Here is a 21,753-nt window from a genome sequence, read left to right on the forward strand (position 1 = left end):
ACAAAGATTAAAAACATGTTTTTAAACCCTTTAAAACTGCATAAAAATGTGCTAGATTATAGTTACAAGTTAAAGGAAAAGTACATTAAAACTTAATAAGAAATTAATACCGTAAGGCTTCTAAAAATTATCATTAGAACGTGTCATGAGATGAAAATTAAGTAAGTATCCAAGAGGAATGTTTAATGGGAAAAAGTCCTATAGGAGAAAACGAGAGACTCCAATATTTATTTAATCCGTACTAGGAAAACAGAACAATTGGAATCGAGTGAATATTAGTCAAATATAGGTAAGAAAGGAGTTACCGGATTATCTACATAAGGTACAACGGATCGGAAGAGTTGTAAGAAGAGAGTGGATTGAAGGATGGTTATTGATCTCCAAGTGGCAAAGTTGTTACAGAGATTTGAAAGATAACATCTTTATATATGTAGATATATTAAATTATTTGCAGATGGTATTTTTGAAACACGATTTTGATTAGGTATGATAAATCGAAAGTAAAGTAAGGGAATATAGTTTCATATAAGATTAATGATTAATGAAGTTTGATCTGCAGCTAATGAATCAATTTTAGAAGTAAGGTATTTAAATACGAGCACCTGATATTAATAAATGTCAGGTGCTTTGTTAATTTAAGAAAAGGTTTATATTGTTATGGTTTTAACAATAGCCTACTTGTTTTAATATTAAAAATAATGTAGAATTGTTAATGATTTGAAAAAAATACAATTAATGATATTAATAGCATTTATCGTATTTTACAATAAATTGGTTAAAGTCATTATAGGAGAAAACAAAATGAATAAAGTTTAGTTTTAATAAATGTTTTCGAAAATTAGCCAACGATTTAAGTGGAAACACATATTAATTAGGAGGAATTATAGTGAAGAAAGAATTAGTAATCGTACTTGATTTTGGTGGCCAGTATAATCAGCTGGTTGCAAGACGAGTTCGTGAATGCAATGTATATTGTGAGATTTATTCTTATAAGACTGACATTGAAAAAATAAAAGCTATGAATCCAAAGGGAATTATTTTAACCGGAGGACCTAATAGTTGTTATGAAGCTGATTCTCCAACATATTCAAAGGAATTATTTGAAATGGGAGTTCCTGTTTTAGGACTTTGCTACGGAGCACAGCTTATGATGCATGTTTTAGGAGGAAAGGTAGAACGTGCAGACGTTCGCGAGTACGGTAAAACAGAAGTAATCGTAGATAAAACAAATTCACAGATATTTGAAGGCGTTTCACCTAAAACAATTTGTTGGATGAGTCATTTTGATTATATATCAAAGGTAGCACCTGGATTTGAAATATCATCTCATACAAAGGACTGCCCTTGTGCATCAGCAGAAAATGCAGATAAGAAACTTTATGCAATACAGTTCCATCCTGAAGTACTTCATACACAGGAAGGAACAAAGATGCTTTACAATTTTGTTCGTGGAGTATGCCAATGCTCAGGTGAATGGAGAATGGATTCATTTGTAGAGGAATCAATTAAGGCAATCCGCGAAAAAGTTGGAGACGGGAAAGTATTGTGCGCATTATCAGGTGGTGTAGATTCATCTGTTGCAGCAGTAATGCTTTCAAAAGCAATTGGAAAACAGCTTACATGTGTATTTGTAGACCACGGTTTACTTCGTAAAAATGAAGGAGATGAAGTAGAAGCTGTATTTGGCCCTGATGGTCCATATGACTTAAACTTTATTCGTGTAAATGCACAGGAACGTTACTATAGCAAATTAGCAGGAGTAACTGAACCTGAAAAGAAGCGTAAAATTATCGGAGAAGAATTTATCCGTGTATTTGAAGAAGAAGCAAAGCAAATCGGAGCAGTAGACTTTCTAGTACAGGGAACAATTTATCCTGACGTTGTAGAAAGTGGATTGGGTGGTGAATCAGCAGTAATCAAGTCACATCACAATGTAGGAGGATTACCTGATTGCGTAGATTTTAAAGAAATAATCGAACCACTCCGTGACTTGTTTAAGGACGAAGTAAGAAAAGCCGGCTTAGAAATGGGCATACCTGATTATCTTGTATACCGCCAACCATTCCCGGGACCGGGACTTGGAATCCGTATCATCGGCGAAGTAACAGCTGAGAAAGTTAAAATGGTACAGGATGCAGACGCAATCTATCGCGAGGAAATTGCAAATGCCGGATTGGACAAAACAATCGGACAGTATTTTGCAGCGCTCACAAACATGCGAAGCGTAGGTGTAATGGGTGATGAAAGAACATATGACTACGCCATTGCACTCCGTGCAGTAAATACTGTAGATTTTATGACAGCAGAAGCTGCAGAAATACCGTATGAAGTATTATCAAAGGTAATGAGCAGAATTATAAATGAGGTGCGAGGAGTCAATAGAGTAATGTATGATTTGACGAGTAAGCCACCTGGAACTATTGAGTTTGAATAAGAGCCACAAGTCTTGGAATCCGCTAAACAAGCGGATTCCGAGACTTTTTCTTTTGCTCTGCTACTAATTTGCTACTAATAGCAACTACTCTTTTTTCTATCGTCTTCATATGGTTATTATTAACTTTAATAGCAAGAAACCCTGATGACTGCTGGATTTCTTCTATATGATCTTTCTTTGTGGCATCTGGATGATTTTCCCTGATGCGGTATTTGGTGGTACTAACGCAGGTCCAAACTGAGGTCGGATTGTTACATCTGAGCCGTTGTCCTGAGCATGAGATACTTCACAGGTGATACCTATTGCTTCAAGCAGAGGGTTATCAGATGGTGGTTCAGGTGTTGGCGAATCTGTTGCCTGCAATGATTCCAGACTATGCACAAGCTCCTGCTGTTTATGTGGAAACAGATGAGAGTATGTGTTAAGTGTTGTGGATACTTTCTCGTGTCCGAGCCTGTCTGCTAACATCAGCGCATCACAGCCCTGATTAATAAGTAAGCTGGCGTGCGAATGCCTGATATCGTGGATTCGTATCTTCTTTACATCTGTGTTTTTGCAACCTCTTATCATCTCGTGTGAGAGATATGATTTTGTTACCGGGAACAGCCTTTCATCTGCGTCAAGCATATACCTTGACTGGATATAGTCTGATAGCTCCTGGCAGAGAAAATCCGGAATCGGAATCTTTCGCTTACTTTTTCTTGTCTTAGGTGATGTAAATACATCTTTTCCTTCTATCCGCTGATATGTTCTGTTGATGGATATTGTCTTGTTATCAAGGTCAATATCAGCAGGTGATAGAGCAAGCAGTTCACCTTCTCGCATACCAGTCCAGTACAGGACTTCAAAGCATATATACGATAGCGACTTGTCTTTTACACCCTCACGGAAAGCAATATATTCATCGTAAGTCCAGTAATCCATTTCCTCAGCCTTTGCTTTTCCAATGGTGCCTGCCTTGCCGCAGGGATTGGTGTTAAGGTCATAGAAACGCTTGGCGTAATTGATGATGCTGTTAAGCTCCGTGTTAATCTTTTTCAGATAGGTCTGGGAGTAATTATTCGGCGAACTCATAAGCTTCGCCTGCCATCTTCGTACATCAGAGGCTTTGATTTCATTTATCGGCTTGCTACCGAAGAATGGAAGAATATGCGTCTGTAGTACCGCCTTTTTTGTCAGAAGAGTTGACTGCTTAAGTCTTGCGGCCATATCCTCCATATAAATTTCATAAAGGTTTTGAAATGTCATGTCAGGATTGGCAGACTGCTTTTCCAGAAAATCTCTTTCAAATCCTAAGGCTTCCTTTTTGGTGGCAAAGCCTCTTTTCCACTTCTGTTTTTTGATTCCCTGCCAGTTCGTATAATAGAACTTGGCGAACCATTTACCAGTTTTTTCATCTTTGTAAGCTGGCATGAATATCATCTCCTTTTTGTAAAATTGTTGTGCAATCATCAAAAGGCTATGATATAATCTACTTGTTCAGGGTGATTATAAAGCCTTCGGGTCAATCACTTACATAGCTTCGGTTATTCCTTTTGCGAGAAGGAGTGTGCCGGAGCTTTTTCTTTACTAAAGGTGTAAGCCTGCAATTATTCAGTTTTTGAATCAGCTTCATTATCCAGTCGGGAATCCTTATAATATGCTAACATATCTGATTTCCATGAATCAAACTTTTCTTTTGAAAGCTTTCCTGTCTGAAGCATATTCTTCTTTGTTATCCAGTTTTCCATAAAGAGACAGAAGTCTGCATCATATTTTCCATCGCCTTTGCCATTAACCTTAATCCCAGCGGTCCATTCAGTATTTTCTGGGGGTTTGGTATTGGTCAGCTCAAATGAAAAGTCAGTAAGTTCAGTTATGGCAAAGAGAGCATTGATTACATCTGACATAGTGTGGAATTCATATGCCGGGTACTCAGTGGTCGTATTATCTTTGGGAATATTATCTTCTGGAGATAAAAGTTCCTGCCATGGAACATTTAATTCATTAGCAATCTGTTTTAAAACATCTATCTTCATTAGTATTTCACCAGACTCATATTTCTGGATAGTACGTTCTGATTTACCAAGATGCTGTGCAAACTCCTTTTGAGTAATCTTCTGTGCTCTGCGCTGTTTCTGTATTGCCTTCCCGATTTCTTCTGGAGAAGACATAGTGATTTTAATGGAATGAGAATTAGTCATTCTGTCCACCTTCCTTTACATGAAATAGTCCGTTGTAAAGATGCGTATAAGATTGATAATAAATGAAATACGTATCAGTAAGTGACTTGTTTATGATTGTATGATTACTTTATCATAAATAAAAACGAATTGCAAGTGCGTAATTGCAAAAAGTTCTATTGACAAATTCTGAAAAGGATATTAAGATAAACACGAACTAAAAATACGGAATAAATAAAGAACAGGATAGCTGCTTTGTGAAAACACGTATTTAAAATAACAATTTATGAAAGGAGGAGCTGCATGAAGGGTGTAAAGGAAGCATTCATAGATGCAGGAGAGATAAGCCAGATGCTTGGTATCGGGATGACAAAGGCATATGCAATTATAAAGGAATATAATGCAGAGCTTGAAGCAAAAGGTTATTTCACCATGCGGGGTAAATGTCCAAGGAAGTACTTTGAACAGAAAATCTATGGTTACGAAGATTATTACAATCTGGATTATGAGCCACAGCGTAAACGAAGCAAGGTTGCAGAAGAAATGGATTATGAAGCGGCAGTTGGGGATTCTGTGATAAGTGAACAGGATGAAGTGGATATACCGCCTGAAACAAATGAATTGTAGGAAGATGGTGCTGAGATAGCAGAAAATGTGATGTTGGATGCAGATGTAATGGTGAAAGAGACAACTGAATAGGTGAATCCAGCGAGTGGGGGCAAAAAGCGCCCCCAAAACGTGCAAATGGGGGCAGAAAGAGCCCCCAAAACCACAAAGTGGGGGCAGAAAGCGCCCCCGCACAAATCAGAGCCGAAAAAGTGTGGAGGCAAAAAGTGCCGTCAAAATGCAAAAGTGGGGGCAAAAAGCGCCGTCAAAACAGCAAAGTGACGGCAAAAAGCGCCACCACTCAGATAAGCGAGAAAAAAGTCATGGTGGCGGAAAGTGCCACCAAATAAGCAAAGTGATGGCAAAAAGTGCCACCACTTTTAAATCAGGTGGAACTTCAACCACCATATCAGTAATTGTGGTGGTACATTAACCACCACATATCATATACAGGGTGCAGGTGCTCCTGCCAAGACGAAAAATTATGTAAACGCTGATGCGTTTATATTTTTTCGGGAAAAGGTCCGACCTTTTCCGCATCTTGCAAAACCTATAAGCAGAACTTTTAGAAAGGATGAAAAAAGCAATGGTACAGATAAAAAGAGAGTGGTTTGATACAGAATTTGGAAATTACGAAAGGGGAAAAACGTATGGCAGATGGAAAGAGAAGATACAAGTCTGACAGGAAAGATTATAAGATATCGGTGAAGCTGTCAGAGAAAGATATGGATATTCTGAAAGCGGCACTTAAGCGAACAGGAATGACAGCAAGTGCCTATATAAGAGAATTAATTCGGACAGGAGGCAACATTGATACAAGTTATCCAGAGGACAGGGCAAAAATAATTCGTGTTATTGCAGGTATTGCAAATAATATTAATCAGGTGGTTAAGCTTGGCAATTCACAGGGAAGATTGTATTACAGCGATATTGATAAATTGCAGAGCAGTATGGATGAGGTAAAGAAAACATTCGGGGAGGTGATGGAAGTATGGCGATTACAAAGATCCTAAATATCATGGAATCGGAAGGTAGAAATCCAGCATCACACCTAAAGAATGCTTTGGAATATATTCAGAATCCAGATAAGACAGAAGAATGTGTACTGGTGGGCGGTATTAACTGCCTGCCGGATACAGCATTTGAGCAGATGGAAGAGACAAAGAACATTTTTCATAAGACGGGTAAAAGGCAGGGGTATCATGTGATCATATCATTTTCACCGGAAGAAAAAGTGACGGCAGAGCAGGCAATGTATGTGCTGGAGCACTTTGCGAAGGATGTGCTTAGTGATGATTATGAGGCTGTGTATGCAGTCCACACAGACAGAGAGCATATGCATGGACATCTTATCTGGAACAGTGTCAGCATGACAACCGGCAAGAAATACAATTCACCGAAAAGCAACTGGAAGAATCATCTCCAGCCTATCACAAATAAATATTGTGATGAACTTGGACTTTCCATAATGCCGGCAGAGTACAGCAAGAATCCAAAGAATATCAGAAGGGACAAGTGGGAAAAGGAAATGTCCATGAAAGAAATAATTCTTCGTGATGCCAAGATGTGTGCATATGCAGCCGGAAATGTGGAGCATTTTAAATATCTGATGAAAAGACTTGGATATGTATTTAAGAAAGACGCATGGATGGAGGTGCAGGCACCGGGATTTCGGTATTATCATAAACTGGCAAAGCTGGACGAAATGTTTTCAGAGGAGACGTTAAGGCATCATGTGGATATGCCCTGGATGGCAAAGCCTTACTTTTATTCGTCGGATATCAGAGGATTGCACCGAGCGAAGCTGTCACCATTCCAGAAGAAGTTTTATGCAAAGCTGTACAGGTTAAGGATTGTAGAGCAGAAGCGCTTTGTAGTCGGCGGAGCAAAGTATACAGAGGATTTGAAGAGGTTTCATCGGTTGCAGGACGAATATCTGCTACTTGTAAATAATGACATCAAAAGTGTTGTGGATCTTGTGGATTTCATAGGTGAGCAGGAAGAAAAAATCCAGCAGATTGAGGACAGACAGCATGAGATATACAGAGAAAGCTCTAGTCGGAAACGCAGTATAAAGAATGAAGAGCAGTACCGGGAATATCAGATATGGCATGTGGAAGTGCAGGAAGAACTGGACGAACTGAAGCAGGAGAAAAGGGAAATTAAGAGGCAGATACAGCTTGCGGATGACATTATAAAAGAAGATTTGTATACAGTTTATTATGCGGTGTCGGGGAAGGCGGAGATTGTTGCTGACAGGGATGTTGAGATACCGGGGATGGAAGAGGATATGCTGGATGAGATAACAACAGAAGCGGTTGTTGAGCCGTATACAAATGTTGAGGTAATGAATCCTAACAATAATCAGAATGATACGTCTGTAATGCCAGATATTCGTAATGTGTCTGATGTAAATACGGCAAGAATGGATGAACATATTACTGACGTAACAGATAAAGGTGAATATGTGGAAATTAGAGAAACTGAACCTGTGGACAAAGCTGACTGGATTGTCAGGAGAATATCAGAGCTTGGTGGTTATGAGAATGTCAGTAATTCTGTTAAGGCAGATATATTCGGATTTGATATTGCTGATGTAAGTGGAAGTATAAGACTGTTCTCGGATGTAATGAAAAAACTTGGAATGAAGCTGGATGGGGATGAACTTTATGAGGAGTTTCAGAGGATTTATGATAAAACGGTTAGCAGAGATGCTGATAAAGAAAAGGTAAGAGATAAGATAGGAAATAGGGGCAGAGGAAGGTAATTCCTCTGCTTTTAGCTGTTAAAGATAAATAGATAACAAAAAAATGATATTTAAAATACAACAAAAATGTGATATGATTTATCTATACATTTTTATTTGCAACTAAGGGAGAAAATATGGGTATCGGATTATTTTTGAATGATTATTATGACCTTTTGAAATTGATGCATGATAATGAAGTTATAATATTAGACGAGAAAGTGATTCCATTAACACAACAACAGATAGCTACAACTTTGAAATGTAGCAAAATGAAGATTAATAGTATGTTTAGTGCGTTACAAAAACAGGATTTCGTCGAGCAAAAAACAAGAGGAAAGTATGTGTTGACGGATAAAGCTGAAATGATAATTGAGACAATAGAAAAACTGCAATAATTATAGATAAGGAGCAAGTAAATATGCCTACATTGGATTGGTTAGGAAAAGATAAGGTAATAAATCATCATAATGATGTGCCATATAAAGTTCTTGAACGCAAGTATAGTTATGATGAAGATGGTGAGCATAAAGATGATATTTACAGTGAGAACATGATTATACATGGCGATAATTTAGAAGCATTAAAATCTCTTTTGCCACAGTATGAGGGGAAAATCAAATGTATCTATATTGATCCTCCATATAACACTAGGAAGAGTTCAGAAAAAAATAAGGCATGGATATATTCAGATAGTGTGGATGACCCGAAGATAGAAAAGTGGTTAGGTGTGACTGTTGGTGATGAAGGAGAGGATTTATCTAGACATGATAAATGGTTATGCATGATGTACCCTCGGCTAGTATTATTAAATAAATTATTATCCGATAAAGGAATTGTATTTATCAGTATAGATGACAATGAATGTAGTTATTTGAAAATAATTTGTGACGATATATTTGGAAAGAAAAATTTTGTTGCACAGTTAATATGGAGATCGGATGGGAACTTTGATAATCAGGCGAAGATAAAGAATGTTCATGAGTATATTTTGTGTTATATAAAGAATGCTGATGAGGTTGGACTTCCTCAGGCAATAGATCCAAGTGCTTCTGAAAATAGTAAAATATATAATGAAGAAGTGAGAAATACAGTTGTCAAGAACGGACCTAAAAATCCTATGTCAACAATAAAGCTACCAATAGGTTTTCCGTGCTCGGTCAGTGATTTGATAATAAAATCGAGGAAAGATAAATTTCCATATTATGGAGCAGATGCAATTATAGAAGGCGGACGTTTAATTAATGAGGTAGAAGTTGAAAGCGGTTGGTCGTCAAAGAACATATTAATAAAGTATATTAATAATGGGTTTAACCCAGTTAAGGATACCAAGGGACAAGATACAGTGTTTGAAATTACAAAAACTGGAAATATCGAAATGATAAAAAAAAGAGGAGATGCTAGTCATGTTCTCTCGCTTTTACAGAACTTAGGTAGCACACAAAATATGAGTACAGAGTTGGCAAAAATGGGTGTGAAATTTGATTTTCCTAAACCGGTTGATTTGGTAATATATTTAATTAGTTTTTATTGCCGAAAAGATGACATTATATTAGATTCTTTTGCAGGCTCAGGTACAACCGCTCATGCTGTTTTAAACATGAATAAAAAAGATGGTGGCAATCGTAAATTTATTCTGGTTGAGATGGGAGATTATGCTGACACAATAACAGCCGAACGTGTAAAAAGAGTGATTGATGGTTATGGGGAAGGAAAGAATGCAGTAGATGGAACAGGCGGTAATTTCTCATATTATGAATTAGGAAGTCCATTGTTTTTGCAGGATGGAACTATCAACAAAGATATAGCTACAGCTGAAATTAGGAAATATATCTGGTACACAGAAACCAATGGGCTTGAGTATGCCGAGAACGAACAGGAGAAATATTATCTTGGCTCTTATAATGATACGGCATATTATTTCTATTATGAAAAGGACAAGGCTACAATACTTGACTATTCTTTTTTAGCAATGGTAAATGTAAAGAACCAGGCATATATTATATATGCTGATTCTTGTGCATTATCAGATATTGATTTACAGAAGTGGAATATTACATTTAAGAAAATACCAAGAGATATTGAGCATATCTAGAAAGGACAAGGTATGGAACTTAAAAATTATCAGATACAGGTTATAAGAGATTTAGAAAGATTCTTAGAACTGCTTATAGAGAAGCAGAGCATAAGTTCAGCATATAGCACCTTATGGAATGGAAAGGGAGTGAATGTGGGGATAGACGGAATGCCGCCATACAATTCGGAATTAGCAGGAGTTCCACAGGTATGCTTCAAAGTTCCAACAGGTGGTGGAAAAACATTTTTGGCGGCAAATTCAATTAAGCCAATATTTGATTCTATGCCACATATACATCCAAAAGCTGTAGTATGGCTCGTACCATCAGATGCAATACTTACTCAGACATATAGGACATTAACAGATAAGAATCATGATTATAGGAAGAAAATAGATGTTGATTTTGGTAATAAGGTCGAAATTTATTCTAAACAACAATTGTTAAATGGACAGAATTTTAATCCAACTTCGGTTAGTGATAATTTATCCGTATTTGTATTAAGCTATGATTCATTTCGGACGAGCAAAAAGGATGGAAGAAAAGCTTATCAGGAGAATGGCAGTCTGTTGCCATTTGTGAGATTTAAACAGGATAGTGGTTCCTTGTTGGAAGATACGGATGAAACAGCATTGATACAGGTTATCCGTAAATTAAATCCGGTTGTCATTGTTGACGAGAGTCATCATGCTACAAGTAAGCTCAGTAAAGAAATGTTACAGAATTTCAATCCTTCATTTGTACTTGATTTGACAGCCACACCGAAAAATGGAAGTAATATTATCTCGTTTGTAGATGCAAGACAGCTTAAAGCAGAAAATATGGTTAAATTACCTGTAATTGTTTATAACAGAAAATCACAGGAAGATGTTTTTGTATCTGCAATTTCATTAAGAAGAAAATTAGAAAATGAAGCGGTTGAAGAACAGAAAAATGGTGGCAGATATATCAGACCAATTGTTTTATTTCAGGCTCAGCCTAGAACCAATGATGACAGTACAACCTATGATAAGATAAAGCATACTCTTATTGATATGGGGATACCAGAATCTGAAATTGCAATAAAGACTGCGGATAGAGATGAGTTAAAAAATATAGATTTAAGCAGCAAGGATTGTAGTATCAGATATATTATTACTGTTAATGCATTAAAGGAAGGATGGGATTGTCCATTTGCATATATATTGGCAACAGTCGCAAATAGAACATCAAGCATAGATGTAGAACAGATTTTAGGAAGAATTCTCAGACTTCCTAATACGAGAAAGAACGAAAGAGAAGTATTAAATCTTTCGTATGTTATTACATCATCAAATGCCTTTTATGCAACACTTGACAAGGTAGTAGCAGGACTTAATGCGGCTGGCTTTACGAGTAAAGATTATCGTATAGACGATTATGTGGAACAGGATACTGAATTTTCAGTAGAACAAGCTGGTAATATACAGACAGAGTTAAAGTTAGATAATGATGTAACTGATGATACAAATAATGTGTCGGATGAGATAGATTCTTTAAATATAGACTTTGTGAGGGAACAAATATCACCATTCGTAAATAATGATAATATGGAATCACAGAGTCAATCTGAGGTTAATGATGTGGTAACAGATATGCTTGACCATGCAAAAACACAGAATGAATTGTATTGGCAAGACTTTGAGGAAACAGAAGAATATCTGCCAGTGCCACCAGAGGTTGGAAATAAGATGAAGCATTACAAAGTAAATCAGTTATATGCTAGTGAAGCAGGACAGATAGAAATACCGCAGTTTATGATAGAAACAGGACGTTCTCTGTTTTCTGAACATGAGCATCAGGTATTAACGAAAGAAAATTTGTATGCGGGATTTTCATTATTAGATAAGGATACGGTAATTGATTTTGACAGCATAGATTCAGAAATTGCAAGAATTGATATTGATGATTCAGATGCAATGCCAAAAGCATGGAAGTTGCAGGGCTTTGATAGTCAGAATGTAAAACAGTGGTTTGATGAACAGCCGTCAGATAGAAAAATGCGTCTGTGTAAGGATATGATAATAAAGAAATTATCAAAGAATAATGCGATAAATGATAGAGATTTGGAGGTATATGTAGACAGGATTATTCAGAATCTTACAGAGGATCAATTAACAGATATGGAACAGACACCAGGTATCTATGTCCTGAAAATTAATAAAAAAGTTAATTCGCTTTTAAATGAATATGCAAAGAAAATGTTTTTTGAGTGGGTGGAACAAGACAAAATTTCTTGCCAGTCGTCATATAAGCTACCGAAAGAAATCAGCCCGACAGAAACAATAGCATCAATACCAAAATCATTATATAACGAAGAGGAAAAGTTTGATACCGAATATGAAAGAAAGGTTGTCATGGAATTATCCTCATTAAACAATATTAAATGGTGGCATAGAAATATGGCAAGAAAAGGATTTGCCATAAATGGTGCTGTAAACGCATATCCGGATCTTATGGTGAGAACAGAAAGCGGTAAACTTTTACTGATAGAAACTAAAGGTGATCAGCTCGAAAACTCTGAATCCAGAGAAAAAGCCGAAATCGGAGCAAAGTGGGCAGAGATGGCTGGAAGAATGTATAAGTATTATATGGTGTTTGAGACAAAGAACCCTGGATATAATGGTGCTTATTCATATGAGGAGTTTATGAGGATTGTTAAGGAACTCTAGTATTTTGTTTGGATTTATTAAAATATGAGATGTAGATAAAATGGAGAATGATTGTATAAATGAAACATAGAAAAATTAAATCTGAAATTGCATTTTATTTGCAAAATTTTGATCAGATAGAATACCGTGAATATGTTGATAGGCAAACAAGGGATTGTTGCAGAATAATTGAAAAAGAAAGTGGAAATAAACAGCACACAGATTATTTTTTAAATTATTATGTACCAAAGGTTAAAATTTATGACATTTTATCAAATGATGGGATGACAAAGTTAGTTAATAGTCTTTATAAATTATCACCCCAAAAGTATAAGGTATTCAATGTTTTATATAGGAAACCAACAATTCTGCATAAATATGACTATGTACATATGCAAAAGGAACATTGCTTTTTGGGCAGACTTGCGGAAGTGCAATTTATAGACTCTAAATATATAAAGAGCATAGATATAACTGTAACACAAATGAATGATATCTATGCCTTTGTAGAATATGATATTTCTTTTAGTATTATGCTTAATGAAGAAAATCGTAATCAATTCATAATAGATTATTTGCCACAAATAACAGATGACGATTATTTTGAAAGTTTTAATATTGATGGTTGTCATAAACTGGAGATAATTTATGAAATGAATCAAAATTATTTTGAGTATATATGCCAGCATTTTGTTACATCATTATTTTTTTCAGAAACAGGCACAAAAAGGAAATTGCTTAGTATTGTTTATCAAATAAGAAAAGAATCTATAGATATTGATAAAATATATCTTGGGGATAATTTATGTATTTCTTATTACAATAAAGACCAGAATATTATTCTTAATAGAAATTATGATAGCACAAAATATGTACTTTTATCAGGAGATAATGAGGTTCCTAAGTTTGATATAAGCGAATATGTAATGAAATATGGAAACATATTCTATTTGAGAATAATGGGGGAATCAGAACTTACATTCTTTGAAAAAGAATATTCAAAATATGTATCTGGACGTAAGAAAATATATTTTAATAGAGAAATAATCAAATTATTTAAGCAAGTTAGAAGTTTTTCAGAATGTCAGCCATTAAGAGGCAGCGAACAAGATTTGATGAAAGATTTTGATAAAAATTGGATTTTATATAAGGGGAATAATAAGTGCAGACTAAAAGATTACAAATATATTAAGATAGAAGATTACAAGAAAATATATGAAGAGAAATACGATTATATGGAAAAAATGGCAGAAATAAATTACACGAAGAGTAATCAAGTCATTGCAGTAATTTCAGTGATTATTGCAATTTTAGCTATAATATGTGCATAAAGGCATAAAAGAGAAGAAAAGCATAAATTTAGAGAAGAATAGGTAGAGAATTAATAAAATCAATTCAAGATTTTTTGAAAAGTATTTTTATCGTATATCTATAGAAAATTGAATATATGCTTCAAAAATCCGTGATGACCATAGCTTTTCGAGGATACCTGGAAACAAATATTGAACTGGAAAAGAGTTTGGTTAAATTATTAAGATAGATATTGGAGGAGGTATCATAATCTTGAATTATATATTGATTGTACTTGTTGGAATGGTTCTTATATTTTTTATAGTTGATATGATTGCGAAAATAGTTAGTCCTGATAACTCATTAGGGGCAGGAATTATTGCAGCAGGAATGGAACTTATAGTAGGTGCATTTCCTGCCTTGATTGACAATGTTTTGGGGTTGCTTTCTTTTCAGATTACAGGAAAACAAGCATCGGATGATGTAAATGTATGGAGCTTAGTAACAGGATTTGTACTATTGGTAGTAGGCATTTTGGTTTTACTCTTTATTAGAGACAGATTTTATGTGCTTAATATGTTTGGATTGTATTCTCAGAGAGAGATTGGCGATAAGCAAAATGTAAAGCAACTTAAATTGAATGATTACAAAATAAGGGAAAGATTTATAGATTTTGTAAATGTATTCAATATGGGAATAGACGAGAAAACTAATAGTATTATTGTGAATAAAATAGAAGAAGAGTGTACTAAGTTCAAAGATAGAAGTGCTGAGTTCCAAAAAGGTTTTACTGGTACCGCGCCTATTCCATATACAATTTTAGCTGGCACTTATTTGGTGGATTGTGAACCTAAAATTTTTTTTGAGTGGAAAAGAGAAGATGAGAAATTCATACAATTATCTACAAAGAAGAAGGCTAATTTTCCAGAATTAAAGATTAAAGAAATGGATAATCCTAATGTGAATGCTGAATCAATTATTGTGGCTATTTCTACAACGAGAAGAATAAAAAAACATCAATTAAAAGATTTTGGTGAGCAGGATATTATTGAAATATATTTGGATGATTGCAAGGATAATAACATTACTTATATAAAGCAACTTCAAAATTATCGTAAGGTTATTCTTGATGAACTTGAAGCATTAGGAAGGAAAAATTATCCGCATTTAAATCAGATTAATCTTGTAGCCTCTATTCCGAGCTGTATGTCATTAGAGATTGGAAGAATGATAGCTCAAAATAATAACAGAGTGAAAAAAATAGTGGCATATCATTTTGTAAATCAGGGAACAAAGTTATATCCTTTTGGAATAGCAGTTACAGAATCTCAGGGACAGTATAAAAAAGGTGAGTTAATACAAAATTAAGGAGGAATATATTTGGTAGATTTATCGAAGGAATTTGAAACTTTTTATAATAATCATGTGGTTTTGAGTCGAAAAGATCAAAATGAATTAAGAAAGAAAAAGAATACTAATATCAAAAGATTAAAAAGTGGATTGATAGAGTATAACAAGGAAAATTATACATCGTATAGTGTTGCTGATACTTTGGTTCAAGGTAGCATGGCAATGTATACAGTTGTTCAGAATGATAACAAAGATTATGACATTGATGTTGCAATTATTTTTGATAAGGATAATCTTGGGAATGATATAGGTGCAATTAAAGCAAAGAATATTGTGTGTGAAGCTCTTAAGAAAAAATGTACGCAACTTAAAAATGATCCCGAGGTTAAAAAGAACTGTGTTACAGTTTCATATACAGATGGTTATCATATTGATTTTGCAGTGTATAGAAGATATAAAAAATATTCTTGGGATGAGGAATATACATATGAACATGCTGGACCACAGCAATGGGAAGAAAGGAATCCTAAAGCAATCAATGAATGGTTTTCGGATGAAATAGATAACAAAGGTATTGTCTTAAGAAAAGTAATTAGGCTTTCAAAGATGTTCTGCAAATCAAGAGATAGCTGGGGAGAAATGCCGGGAGGTCTGATTCAAACGGTTTTATGTGATGAGAAAATAGCAACATTATATGAACGGTTGGATGAAATTTTTTATTACACAATGAAAGCTGTAAATAACAGATTACAATGGAATGTTGAAGTATATAATCCAACAGATACTACGAAATCTTTGAATACAGTACAATCACATTATGACAAGATGGATAGATGGAAGAATCATTTGAGTGCAGAATTGTCGAAATTGGATGAAGTGATTTTAGATAAAGATTCTAAAGAAGATGATGTAAAAGAAGCATGGTATAAATTCTTTAATCACGAATATTGGAATGAAGAAAAAGCTATATCCGAAAGTAGAGATTTTTTAAAGTCACTATATTCGTATACAGATACAGAACAGTTTATTGAGGATTTAGTAGACGATTGTACAGAACAATATTTTGTTGATGTCACTTGCAAGGTAAAAGCAAATTGTACGCATGATTGGTTATATAAGGATGAATTCCTAGATAAATTTCCGGTCTTTAAGAAAGTAATTCCTAGAGGCTTATCTATTGAGTTAGAGATGAGAAAGACGAATGTACCAGAGCCATATAGTGTGTGGTGGAAGGTAAGAAATGTTGGCGAAGAGGCTTATAAAAGAAATTGTATAAGAGGTCAAATTGAAAAGAATAAGGGTAAGAAAAAAATAGAACACTCTGACTTTAAAGGGAGTCATTATGTAGATTGCTACATTGTTAAAGACAACAAATGTGTTGCTAGAGAATGTGTTGATGTGACAATTGGAAATGATTCATTATAATAGAATATATTATTTGAATTTTAAGTAAAGGAAGTGGTTAGTTGAAAACATTAAAGGAAGCATTAGAAATAGGCGAATCTATTGACATAGAATTCAAATCGTGGATAAAAGCTCATAATATGAAAGAAAGAATTTCATTAGCTGTTGATGAGTTAATTGCATTTGCTAATTGTAAGGGGGGAACAGTATATCTTGGCGTAGAGGATAATTGTGATGTTACGGGATGTACAGGTAAATATGATATACAGGCGATTAGTGAATCAATATATGATAAAACCAGACCACCAATGTTTACGGAAATTGAGGAAATAGAATATGAAGGAAAGAAAGTTATAGCAATATCTGTAGAAGCAGATGGTAAAACATATGCTACAACGGATGGGCGCTGTTTAAAGCGGTTAGGGAAAAATTCTAAACCATATTATCCAGATGAAATGAGTAATATTTATTCAGCATATCATTCTAACGATTTCTCGTCACAGATAATAGCAGAAAGTTCAGTCGATGATATCAATCTTATGGTTGTGTATGCTTTGAAGGAAAAACTGAAGATACGAGATTCTTCATCTACATTGCCTGATTTAGATGATATGGCATTTTTGCGTGATTTAAAATTGATTGTTGAGGAGAATGGTCAGATTAGACTCACTATAGCGGGATTGCTTTTTGTGGGAAAAGAACAGTCTATTCAGAGATTACTGCCACAGGCAGAGGTTATCTATTTGCATTATGGAAAGGATAATCTTGAAGAATATAATGCTAGACTTGATATGAAGCAGCCTATTATTACAATTCTGGACAGACTTACAGAAAAAATTCAGAATGAGAATAAAATTGAAAATGTGCAGATCGGATTATTCCGACTTGAAGTGGCAGATTTTTCAGAAAAGGTATTTCAAGAAGCTTTATTAAATGCTCTCTCACATCGTGATTATCAACAGATGGGAGCAGTGTATGTTAAGCATTATCCAGATAAGATTGTGATTGAAAATCCAGGAGGATTTCTAGATGGAATAACAGCTGATAATATTATTACTCATCCTTCAGCTCCGAGAAACAAGTTGATAGCAGAAACATTACAGAGCTTAAAATATGTTCAGAGAACAGGGCAGGGCGTTGACATTATATATAAAGAAATGGTATCTATGGGAAAACCATATCCGGTATATCGTGTATTTAGTGACTCTGTACAGCTTACGATTGAAAGTGCTATGGAAGATCCTGATTTTGTAAGATTTATTGTAAAAGAACAGGATTCAAAACAGATAAATTTATCACTATCACAGTTAATGATATTGCGTTATATTGTAGAAAACAGAAAGATTAAATTTGCTGATGTGCAGAAAGTGGCTCAGATATCGGCTGAAGAAGCAAGAAAATGCTGTGCCGAATTAATGAAATTTGGTTTAATAGAGATCACTGGAAAGGAATACATGTTGACAGCACGGGTTTATGAGGCAGTAAAGTCAGATATAGAGTACACCAGAGATAAAACAGTACAGTATATTAAAGCAAAAGATATGATTACAGAATACATTAAATTGCAAGGATATATTAATCGTAGTACAGTACAAGAGTTGTGTGGATTTACGGATCAGCAGGCAAGACGTACAATTGAAAAAATGAAAGAAGAAAACATTATTGAAATGAGTAATGGTGGAAGGTATGCAAAATATATTTTAAAAGAAATTTAATTTGTTATTCAACTTGGCAATGCCGAGTTAGAGAACGAGTTAAAATGAGTGTAAAGACAAAAGTCAGTAAATGTGTAGCTTTATCATGGCATTTTAACTTGGCATATTGAATTAGACGCCAAGTTAAAAAACGAGTTGGATGTATAATTAGAATAATAGGGAGATTGTTTAAAGTTATACAAGATTGCTGCATGCAAACAGCGATTTGGATTTGAGAACTGTATTTCTTTTAGTTCAAGTTCAGAAAAAGAAGACTTTAGTCAATTTGAGTCAAGGGATTTAATTGAAAAGCAACCTAAGATATACCTATGATATGTGGGGTTAATTAAAGTTAATCATATCATTTACATATTTCTGCAATCCATTGGGATTAACAACTAATTTGGTGTATTTTAGAATAAAAAATAAGTTAGTGGAGAAGGTTATTGATATGTCAAATTTATTTATTATAGGAAATGGCTTTGATATAGCACATGGTTTACCAACAAAATATGCAGATTTTAAAAAATATCTTAGTGATAGGATAAAAATTAATCAAGGTATAAAAGATAATGATGAAGATTACATAAAAATCACCGAAATTCCTTCTTTACCAGAACAGAAAATTTGGTGTAAAAAAGGGGTCTGTGCTGAATATTGGAAGGAAGAACGCTTGATTTATTGGCTCATAGATGAGGTATCTAATAAAAAATCCGATATGAAATGGTCTGATTTTGAAACATATTTAAGTGAACTTAACATTCATTCTGTACTTGAAAAATGGGGATACACTATTGATAATGCTATGAAAATACAAGAAACAATATGTGATATTAGTGGTTTCTTTTTTCGTTGGATTAATACTATTGATTTGTCAAAAGCCCAAAAGAAATCAAATTTAGAGAAAATAATTAGAGGAGATACAGATTTCGTTTTATCATTTAATTATACAGAAACGCTTGAAAGAATATATGGGGTATGTAAACATAATATCTGCCATATACATGGGACAAGAGAGACAAATTATGAAGAACAAAAACGTAAGGATATGGTTTCAATCGGTAAGGATTATTGTAATTTGATTATTGGATATGAGGAGAAATTACTAAATTTAAAAGAGCATAATTTACTTTATAGTGATGAAAATATAAGAAATGCTATTCTTATTGCTAAAACGGGATTAATAAAGGATGTGGATCAAAATATATTTAATGAAAAAGCATTTTTTGAAAATATTGAAAAAGCAGACATTCAAAATATATATTCAGTGGGGTTATCATATTCAAATGTAGATATGCCATATATTAGGGAGATATGTGATAGAATTAGGAAATCGAAGAAAATAAAAGAGTGTATGTGGTATTTTGAAGAATATGATTCGACTGAACGCAGGAATGAATTTAAAAGAAAAATTACAGAGGCAGGGTATAATGGTAGTTATGCAGAATTTAGAATGTAGATGTGTTAGTAGCATTTGTTAAAATATTAAACCAGTCTCTTATATAAAAAGTGAGACTGGTTTAATTAAATTAATTAAATTCATTCATAGCATCCACATATTCCTGTAATCCATTAGGTTTACAAGCTAATTCAGCATACAGCAGAGGATTCTCTTGTGCTAGCCGATATAGATACGCGATATCATCAGGTGTATCAAGTAAGACTGCTGAATTGCATTTTTCACAACTGATAGTAAGAGGCGTGCCGGTATATGTATCATTGATGGCATTAACAATAACTGAATCAGTATCAGATTCATACATACCAAGCAGGTAACAAGGATTATTTTGTTTCATTGGGTTCTCCTTCCCACAGATACTTAGCACCATCAAGCAGATCAATGATGGCTGTAAGCATATTGTTATAGTTGGTCTGTAGTTCCTTAATTTCATCATTGGTAGGAAGATTGCTTAAATTTTGTTGATTACAGCAATTAGTAAATGCTTTCTGCATTTCAAGTAATTGCAGATATAATGCATTAACAGTCTGCACAAGAGGATATATAGTTTCTTTCTTGCCAACAACGCATATTCGGTTATATATGCAGGAACGGACGAAGTAATCTTTCTTCATCATTCCACTGGCAAGAATACGGGCTTCGATTTGTTTACGTTCAGCATCGCTGATTCTAAAGCTTATAGTTGGATGTTTGTGTTGATTGCTCATAGAAAAGCTCCTTTCATAGTGGGTGTGGCAGCAGGTACAGTTAAACACCCGCAAGCCACATTTGATTATTCGTTTTTAGTAGTAAAAGTAGATTATATCTGCCATGGATTTCGTAAAAGCAATATTGAATCATTGCAACTAATTTGCTACTAAAGTTTTTGAAAACGATATGAAAAGAGTAACATTTGATGAAACAGATGCGGTGAAATGCCGCATAAAATCAGCATTTTCGATTTGATGATACTTCCCTTGGGAAGAGTTTGAATAATGCAAAAATAAATTCTATATGCCTACAAACCCCATAAATAAAGGGTTTGTAGGTTTTTTCTTTTTTAGAGTGACAATAAAATGACAATATTTTTTGCTATTTTTTATAAAAAACGTTCAAAAGCGTACATTTATGAACTGATAAAATTACATATTTTTCCTTTATAAAATAAAAAGACCCTGCAGTGACACCGCAGGGGTGGTTATGACTGAAATACCAATATTCTATTTTTCAATTCCAACTTCCCAGAAATACATATCTATAATTTTCATAGGGGTGTACAAATCACCAAGTTTATTACAAGCTTTTTCGATTTCTTCTTTGTTGTCTTTGGCGTATTGAATTATTTGCTTCATACTATTTAAATTGAAAACCCCATTTATTTTGTTACGACGTAGCGCTTTTACAAAATATTGGTCATATGCTGGAACGCATCCAAGAGTTCCTAATATGATTTTAGTAATTAATGTATCTGTTACATTGGAAATTGTTTTTGTTTTGTTAGTACCATCTTCTATATAAGTTTGACCCATATAGTACTCTTTTATTTCATCTCTTAAACTCATTATAGTTTCAAGATCTGTGATAATATTCTCTTTAAAAGGATTAAAACTTATTAAATTTGAATATTTATCCTTACAAAGTATTTCGACAACAGGCTTACTAAATAAATAATCTTTTTGCATTAAAAAAGAATTTCGTAGCATACCCCAACTAGCTAGGTAGGCATATAAATTTAATGTTATATAATTGTACATGGTTTCATCATTTTTATATTTTAAGAAACTTTCTCTACAGTGATCATATGATCTATATCTTCCGTTTTTATCGTTATGGTAACTATCAATAAATTTATTGATATATTCGTTGATATTTTTTCCCATTTTAT

18 protein-coding genes are annotated in these 21,753 nt (G+C 34.1%); 13 read left to right on the top strand and 5 right to left on the bottom strand.

Annotated features, from left to right (window positions below; all coding sequences use genetic code 11):
- The first annotated feature begins 886 nt into the window (after nt 1–886).
- Nucleotides 887–2,434 carry a glutamine-hydrolyzing GMP synthase gene (guaA, locus tag DWW96_RS08470; protein WP_117910115.1) on the top strand — a complete coding sequence of 516 codons (1,548 nt, stop codon included), beginning with the start codon at nt 887–889 and terminating at the stop codon, nt 2,432–2,434.
- Between the two features lie 162 nt (nt 2,435–2,596).
- On the opposite strand, the gene DWW96_RS08475 is transcribed toward guaA, so the two are convergent.
- Both DWW96_RS08475 and DWW96_RS08480 read right to left on the bottom strand, forming a co-directional pair.
- Nucleotides 2,597–3,847 (bottom strand): site-specific integrase, encoded by a 1,251-nt coding sequence (locus DWW96_RS08475; protein WP_181991200.1) that lies wholly within the window; start codon nt 3,845–3,847, stop codon nt 2,597–2,599.
- Nucleotides 3,848–4,023: 176 nt separating this feature from the next.
- Nucleotides 4,024–4,617, bottom strand: a complete 594-nt coding sequence (locus DWW96_RS08480; protein ID WP_117910117.1) for a helix-turn-helix transcriptional regulator — start codon at nt 4,615–4,617, stop codon at nt 4,024–4,026.
- A gap of 282 nt (nt 4,618–4,899) precedes the next feature.
- On the opposite strand from DWW96_RS08480, the gene DWW96_RS08485 reads away from it, so the two are divergent.
- The 12 genes from DWW96_RS08485 (at nt 4,900) to DWW96_RS08540 (ending at nt 19,889) form a co-directional block, all read left to right on the top strand.
- On the top strand, nt 4,900–5,223 hold the full coding sequence (locus DWW96_RS08485) for a hypothetical protein (protein WP_243003053.1): 324 nt from the start codon (nt 4,900–4,902) through the stop codon (nt 5,221–5,223).
- Between the two features lie 193 nt (nt 5,224–5,416).
- The gene (locus tag DWW96_RS14015) at nt 5,417–5,635 is read left to right on the top strand and encodes a hypothetical protein (protein ID WP_158562675.1); all 219 of its coding nucleotides are present in this window, start codon (nt 5,417–5,419) and stop codon (nt 5,633–5,635) included.
- 217 nt (nt 5,636–5,852) lie between these two features.
- Complete coding sequence (mobC, locus tag DWW96_RS08495; RefSeq protein WP_044986917.1) at nt 5,853–6,215, top strand: plasmid mobilization relaxosome protein MobC; 363 nt, start codon at nt 5,853–5,855, stop codon at nt 6,213–6,215.
- Nucleotides 6,194–7,969: a relaxase/mobilization nuclease domain-containing protein gene (locus tag DWW96_RS08500; RefSeq protein WP_117910119.1), complete on the top strand. Its 1,776-nt coding sequence runs from the start codon at nt 6,194–6,196 to the stop codon at nt 7,967–7,969. Before mobC ends, DWW96_RS08500 begins: the two co-directional genes overlap by 22 nt.
- A gap of 116 nt (nt 7,970–8,085) precedes the next feature.
- Nucleotides 8,086–8,346, top strand: coding sequence for a helix-turn-helix domain-containing protein (locus DWW96_RS08505; RefSeq protein ID WP_117910120.1), 261 nt, complete (start codon nt 8,086–8,088; stop codon nt 8,344–8,346).
- 23 nt (nt 8,347–8,369) lie between these two features.
- Nucleotides 8,370–10,043 (top strand): site-specific DNA-methyltransferase, encoded by a 1,674-nt coding sequence (locus DWW96_RS08510; protein ID WP_117910121.1) that lies wholly within the window; start codon nt 8,370–8,372, stop codon nt 10,041–10,043.
- A gap of 12 nt (nt 10,044–10,055) precedes the next feature.
- Complete coding sequence (locus tag DWW96_RS08515) at nt 10,056–12,713, top strand: DEAD/DEAH box helicase family protein (protein WP_117910122.1); 2,658 nt, start codon at nt 10,056–10,058, stop codon at nt 12,711–12,713.
- Between the two features lie 59 nt (nt 12,714–12,772).
- Nucleotides 12,773–14,023: a hypothetical protein gene (locus DWW96_RS08520; protein WP_117910123.1), complete on the top strand. Its 1,251-nt coding sequence runs from the start codon at nt 12,773–12,775 to the stop codon at nt 14,021–14,023.
- A gap of 232 nt (nt 14,024–14,255) precedes the next feature.
- Nucleotides 14,256–15,350 (top strand): SAVED domain-containing protein, encoded by a 1,095-nt coding sequence (locus tag DWW96_RS08525; RefSeq protein WP_117910124.1) that lies wholly within the window; start codon nt 14,256–14,258, stop codon nt 15,348–15,350.
- A 12-nt stretch (nt 15,351–15,362) separates the two neighbouring features.
- Nucleotides 15,363–16,757, top strand: coding sequence for a nucleotidyltransferase (locus DWW96_RS08530; protein WP_117910125.1), 1,395 nt, complete (start codon nt 15,363–15,365; stop codon nt 16,755–16,757).
- Nucleotides 16,758–16,798: 41 nt separating this feature from the next.
- Nucleotides 16,799–18,451: an RNA-binding domain-containing protein gene (locus tag DWW96_RS08535; protein ID WP_243003054.1), complete on the top strand. Its 1,653-nt coding sequence runs from the start codon at nt 16,799–16,801 to the stop codon at nt 18,449–18,451.
- 430 nt (nt 18,452–18,881) lie between these two features.
- On the top strand, nt 18,882–19,889 hold the full coding sequence (locus DWW96_RS08540) for an AbiH family protein (RefSeq protein ID WP_117910126.1): 1,008 nt from the start codon (nt 18,882–18,884) through the stop codon (nt 19,887–19,889).
- Nucleotides 19,890–19,959: 70 nt separating this feature from the next.
- On the opposite strand, the gene DWW96_RS08545 is transcribed toward DWW96_RS08540, so the two are convergent.
- The 3 genes from DWW96_RS08545 to DWW96_RS08555 form a co-directional block, all read right to left on the bottom strand.
- Complete coding sequence (locus DWW96_RS08545) at nt 19,960–20,226, bottom strand: hypothetical protein (RefSeq protein WP_117910127.1); 267 nt, start codon at nt 20,224–20,226, stop codon at nt 19,960–19,962.
- Nucleotides 20,213–20,596, bottom strand: a complete 384-nt coding sequence (locus tag DWW96_RS08550) for a hypothetical protein (protein WP_117910128.1) — start codon at nt 20,594–20,596, stop codon at nt 20,213–20,215. Before DWW96_RS08550 ends, DWW96_RS08545 begins: the two co-directional genes overlap by 14 nt.
- Before the next feature lie 492 nt (nt 20,597–21,088).
- Nucleotides 21,089–21,748 carry a hypothetical protein gene (locus DWW96_RS08555; protein WP_117910129.1) on the bottom strand — a complete coding sequence of 220 codons (660 nt, stop codon included), beginning with the start codon at nt 21,746–21,748 and terminating at the stop codon, nt 21,089–21,091.
- Nucleotides 21,749–21,753: the final 5 nt, after the last annotated feature.

This window comes from Eubacterium sp. AF17-7, from assembly GCF_003461285.1.
GTDB classification, from domain to species: domain Bacteria; phylum Bacillota; class Clostridia; order Lachnospirales; family Lachnospiraceae; genus Eubacterium_U; species Eubacterium_U album.

What these genes read in the sequence shown, in the direction of transcription:
- DWW96_RS08475 (WP_181991200.1), bottom strand. Translation starts at nt 3,847, where the DNA reads ATGCCAGCTTACAAAGATGAAAAAACTGGTAAATGGTTCGCCAAGTTC.
- DWW96_RS08480 (WP_117910117.1), bottom strand. Translation starts at nt 4,617, where the DNA reads ATGACTAATTCTCATTCCATTAAAATCACTATGTCTTCTCCAGAAGAA.
- DWW96_RS08485 (WP_243003053.1), top strand. Translation starts at nt 4,900, where the DNA reads ATGAAGGGTGTAAAGGAAGCATTCATAGATGCAGGAGAGATAAGCCAG.
- mobC (WP_044986917.1), top strand. Translation starts at nt 5,853, where the DNA reads ATGGCAGATGGAAAGAGAAGATACAAGTCTGACAGGAAAGATTATAAG.
- DWW96_RS08500 (WP_117910119.1), top strand. Translation starts at nt 6,194, where the DNA reads ATGGCGATTACAAAGATCCTAAATATCATGGAATCGGAAGGTAGAAAT.
- DWW96_RS08505 (WP_117910120.1), top strand. Translation starts at nt 8,086, where the DNA reads ATGGGTATCGGATTATTTTTGAATGATTATTATGACCTTTTGAAATTG.
- DWW96_RS08510 (WP_117910121.1), top strand. Translation starts at nt 8,370, where the DNA reads ATGCCTACATTGGATTGGTTAGGAAAAGATAAGGTAATAAATCATCAT.
- DWW96_RS08515 (WP_117910122.1), top strand. Translation starts at nt 10,056, where the DNA reads ATGGAACTTAAAAATTATCAGATACAGGTTATAAGAGATTTAGAAAGA.
- DWW96_RS08520 (WP_117910123.1), top strand. Translation starts at nt 12,773, where the DNA reads ATGAAACATAGAAAAATTAAATCTGAAATTGCATTTTATTTGCAAAAT.
- DWW96_RS08540 (WP_117910126.1), top strand. Translation starts at nt 18,882, where the DNA reads ATGTCAAATTTATTTATTATAGGAAATGGCTTTGATATAGCACATGGT.
- DWW96_RS08545 (WP_117910127.1), bottom strand. Translation starts at nt 20,226, where the DNA reads ATGAAACAAAATAATCCTTGTTACCTGCTTGGTATGTATGAATCTGAT.
- DWW96_RS08550 (WP_117910128.1), bottom strand. Translation starts at nt 20,596, where the DNA reads ATGAGCAATCAACACAAACATCCAACTATAAGCTTTAGAATCAGCGAT.
- DWW96_RS08555 (WP_117910129.1), bottom strand. Translation starts at nt 21,748, where the DNA reads ATGGGAAAAAATATCAACGAATATATCAATAAATTTATTGATAGTTAC.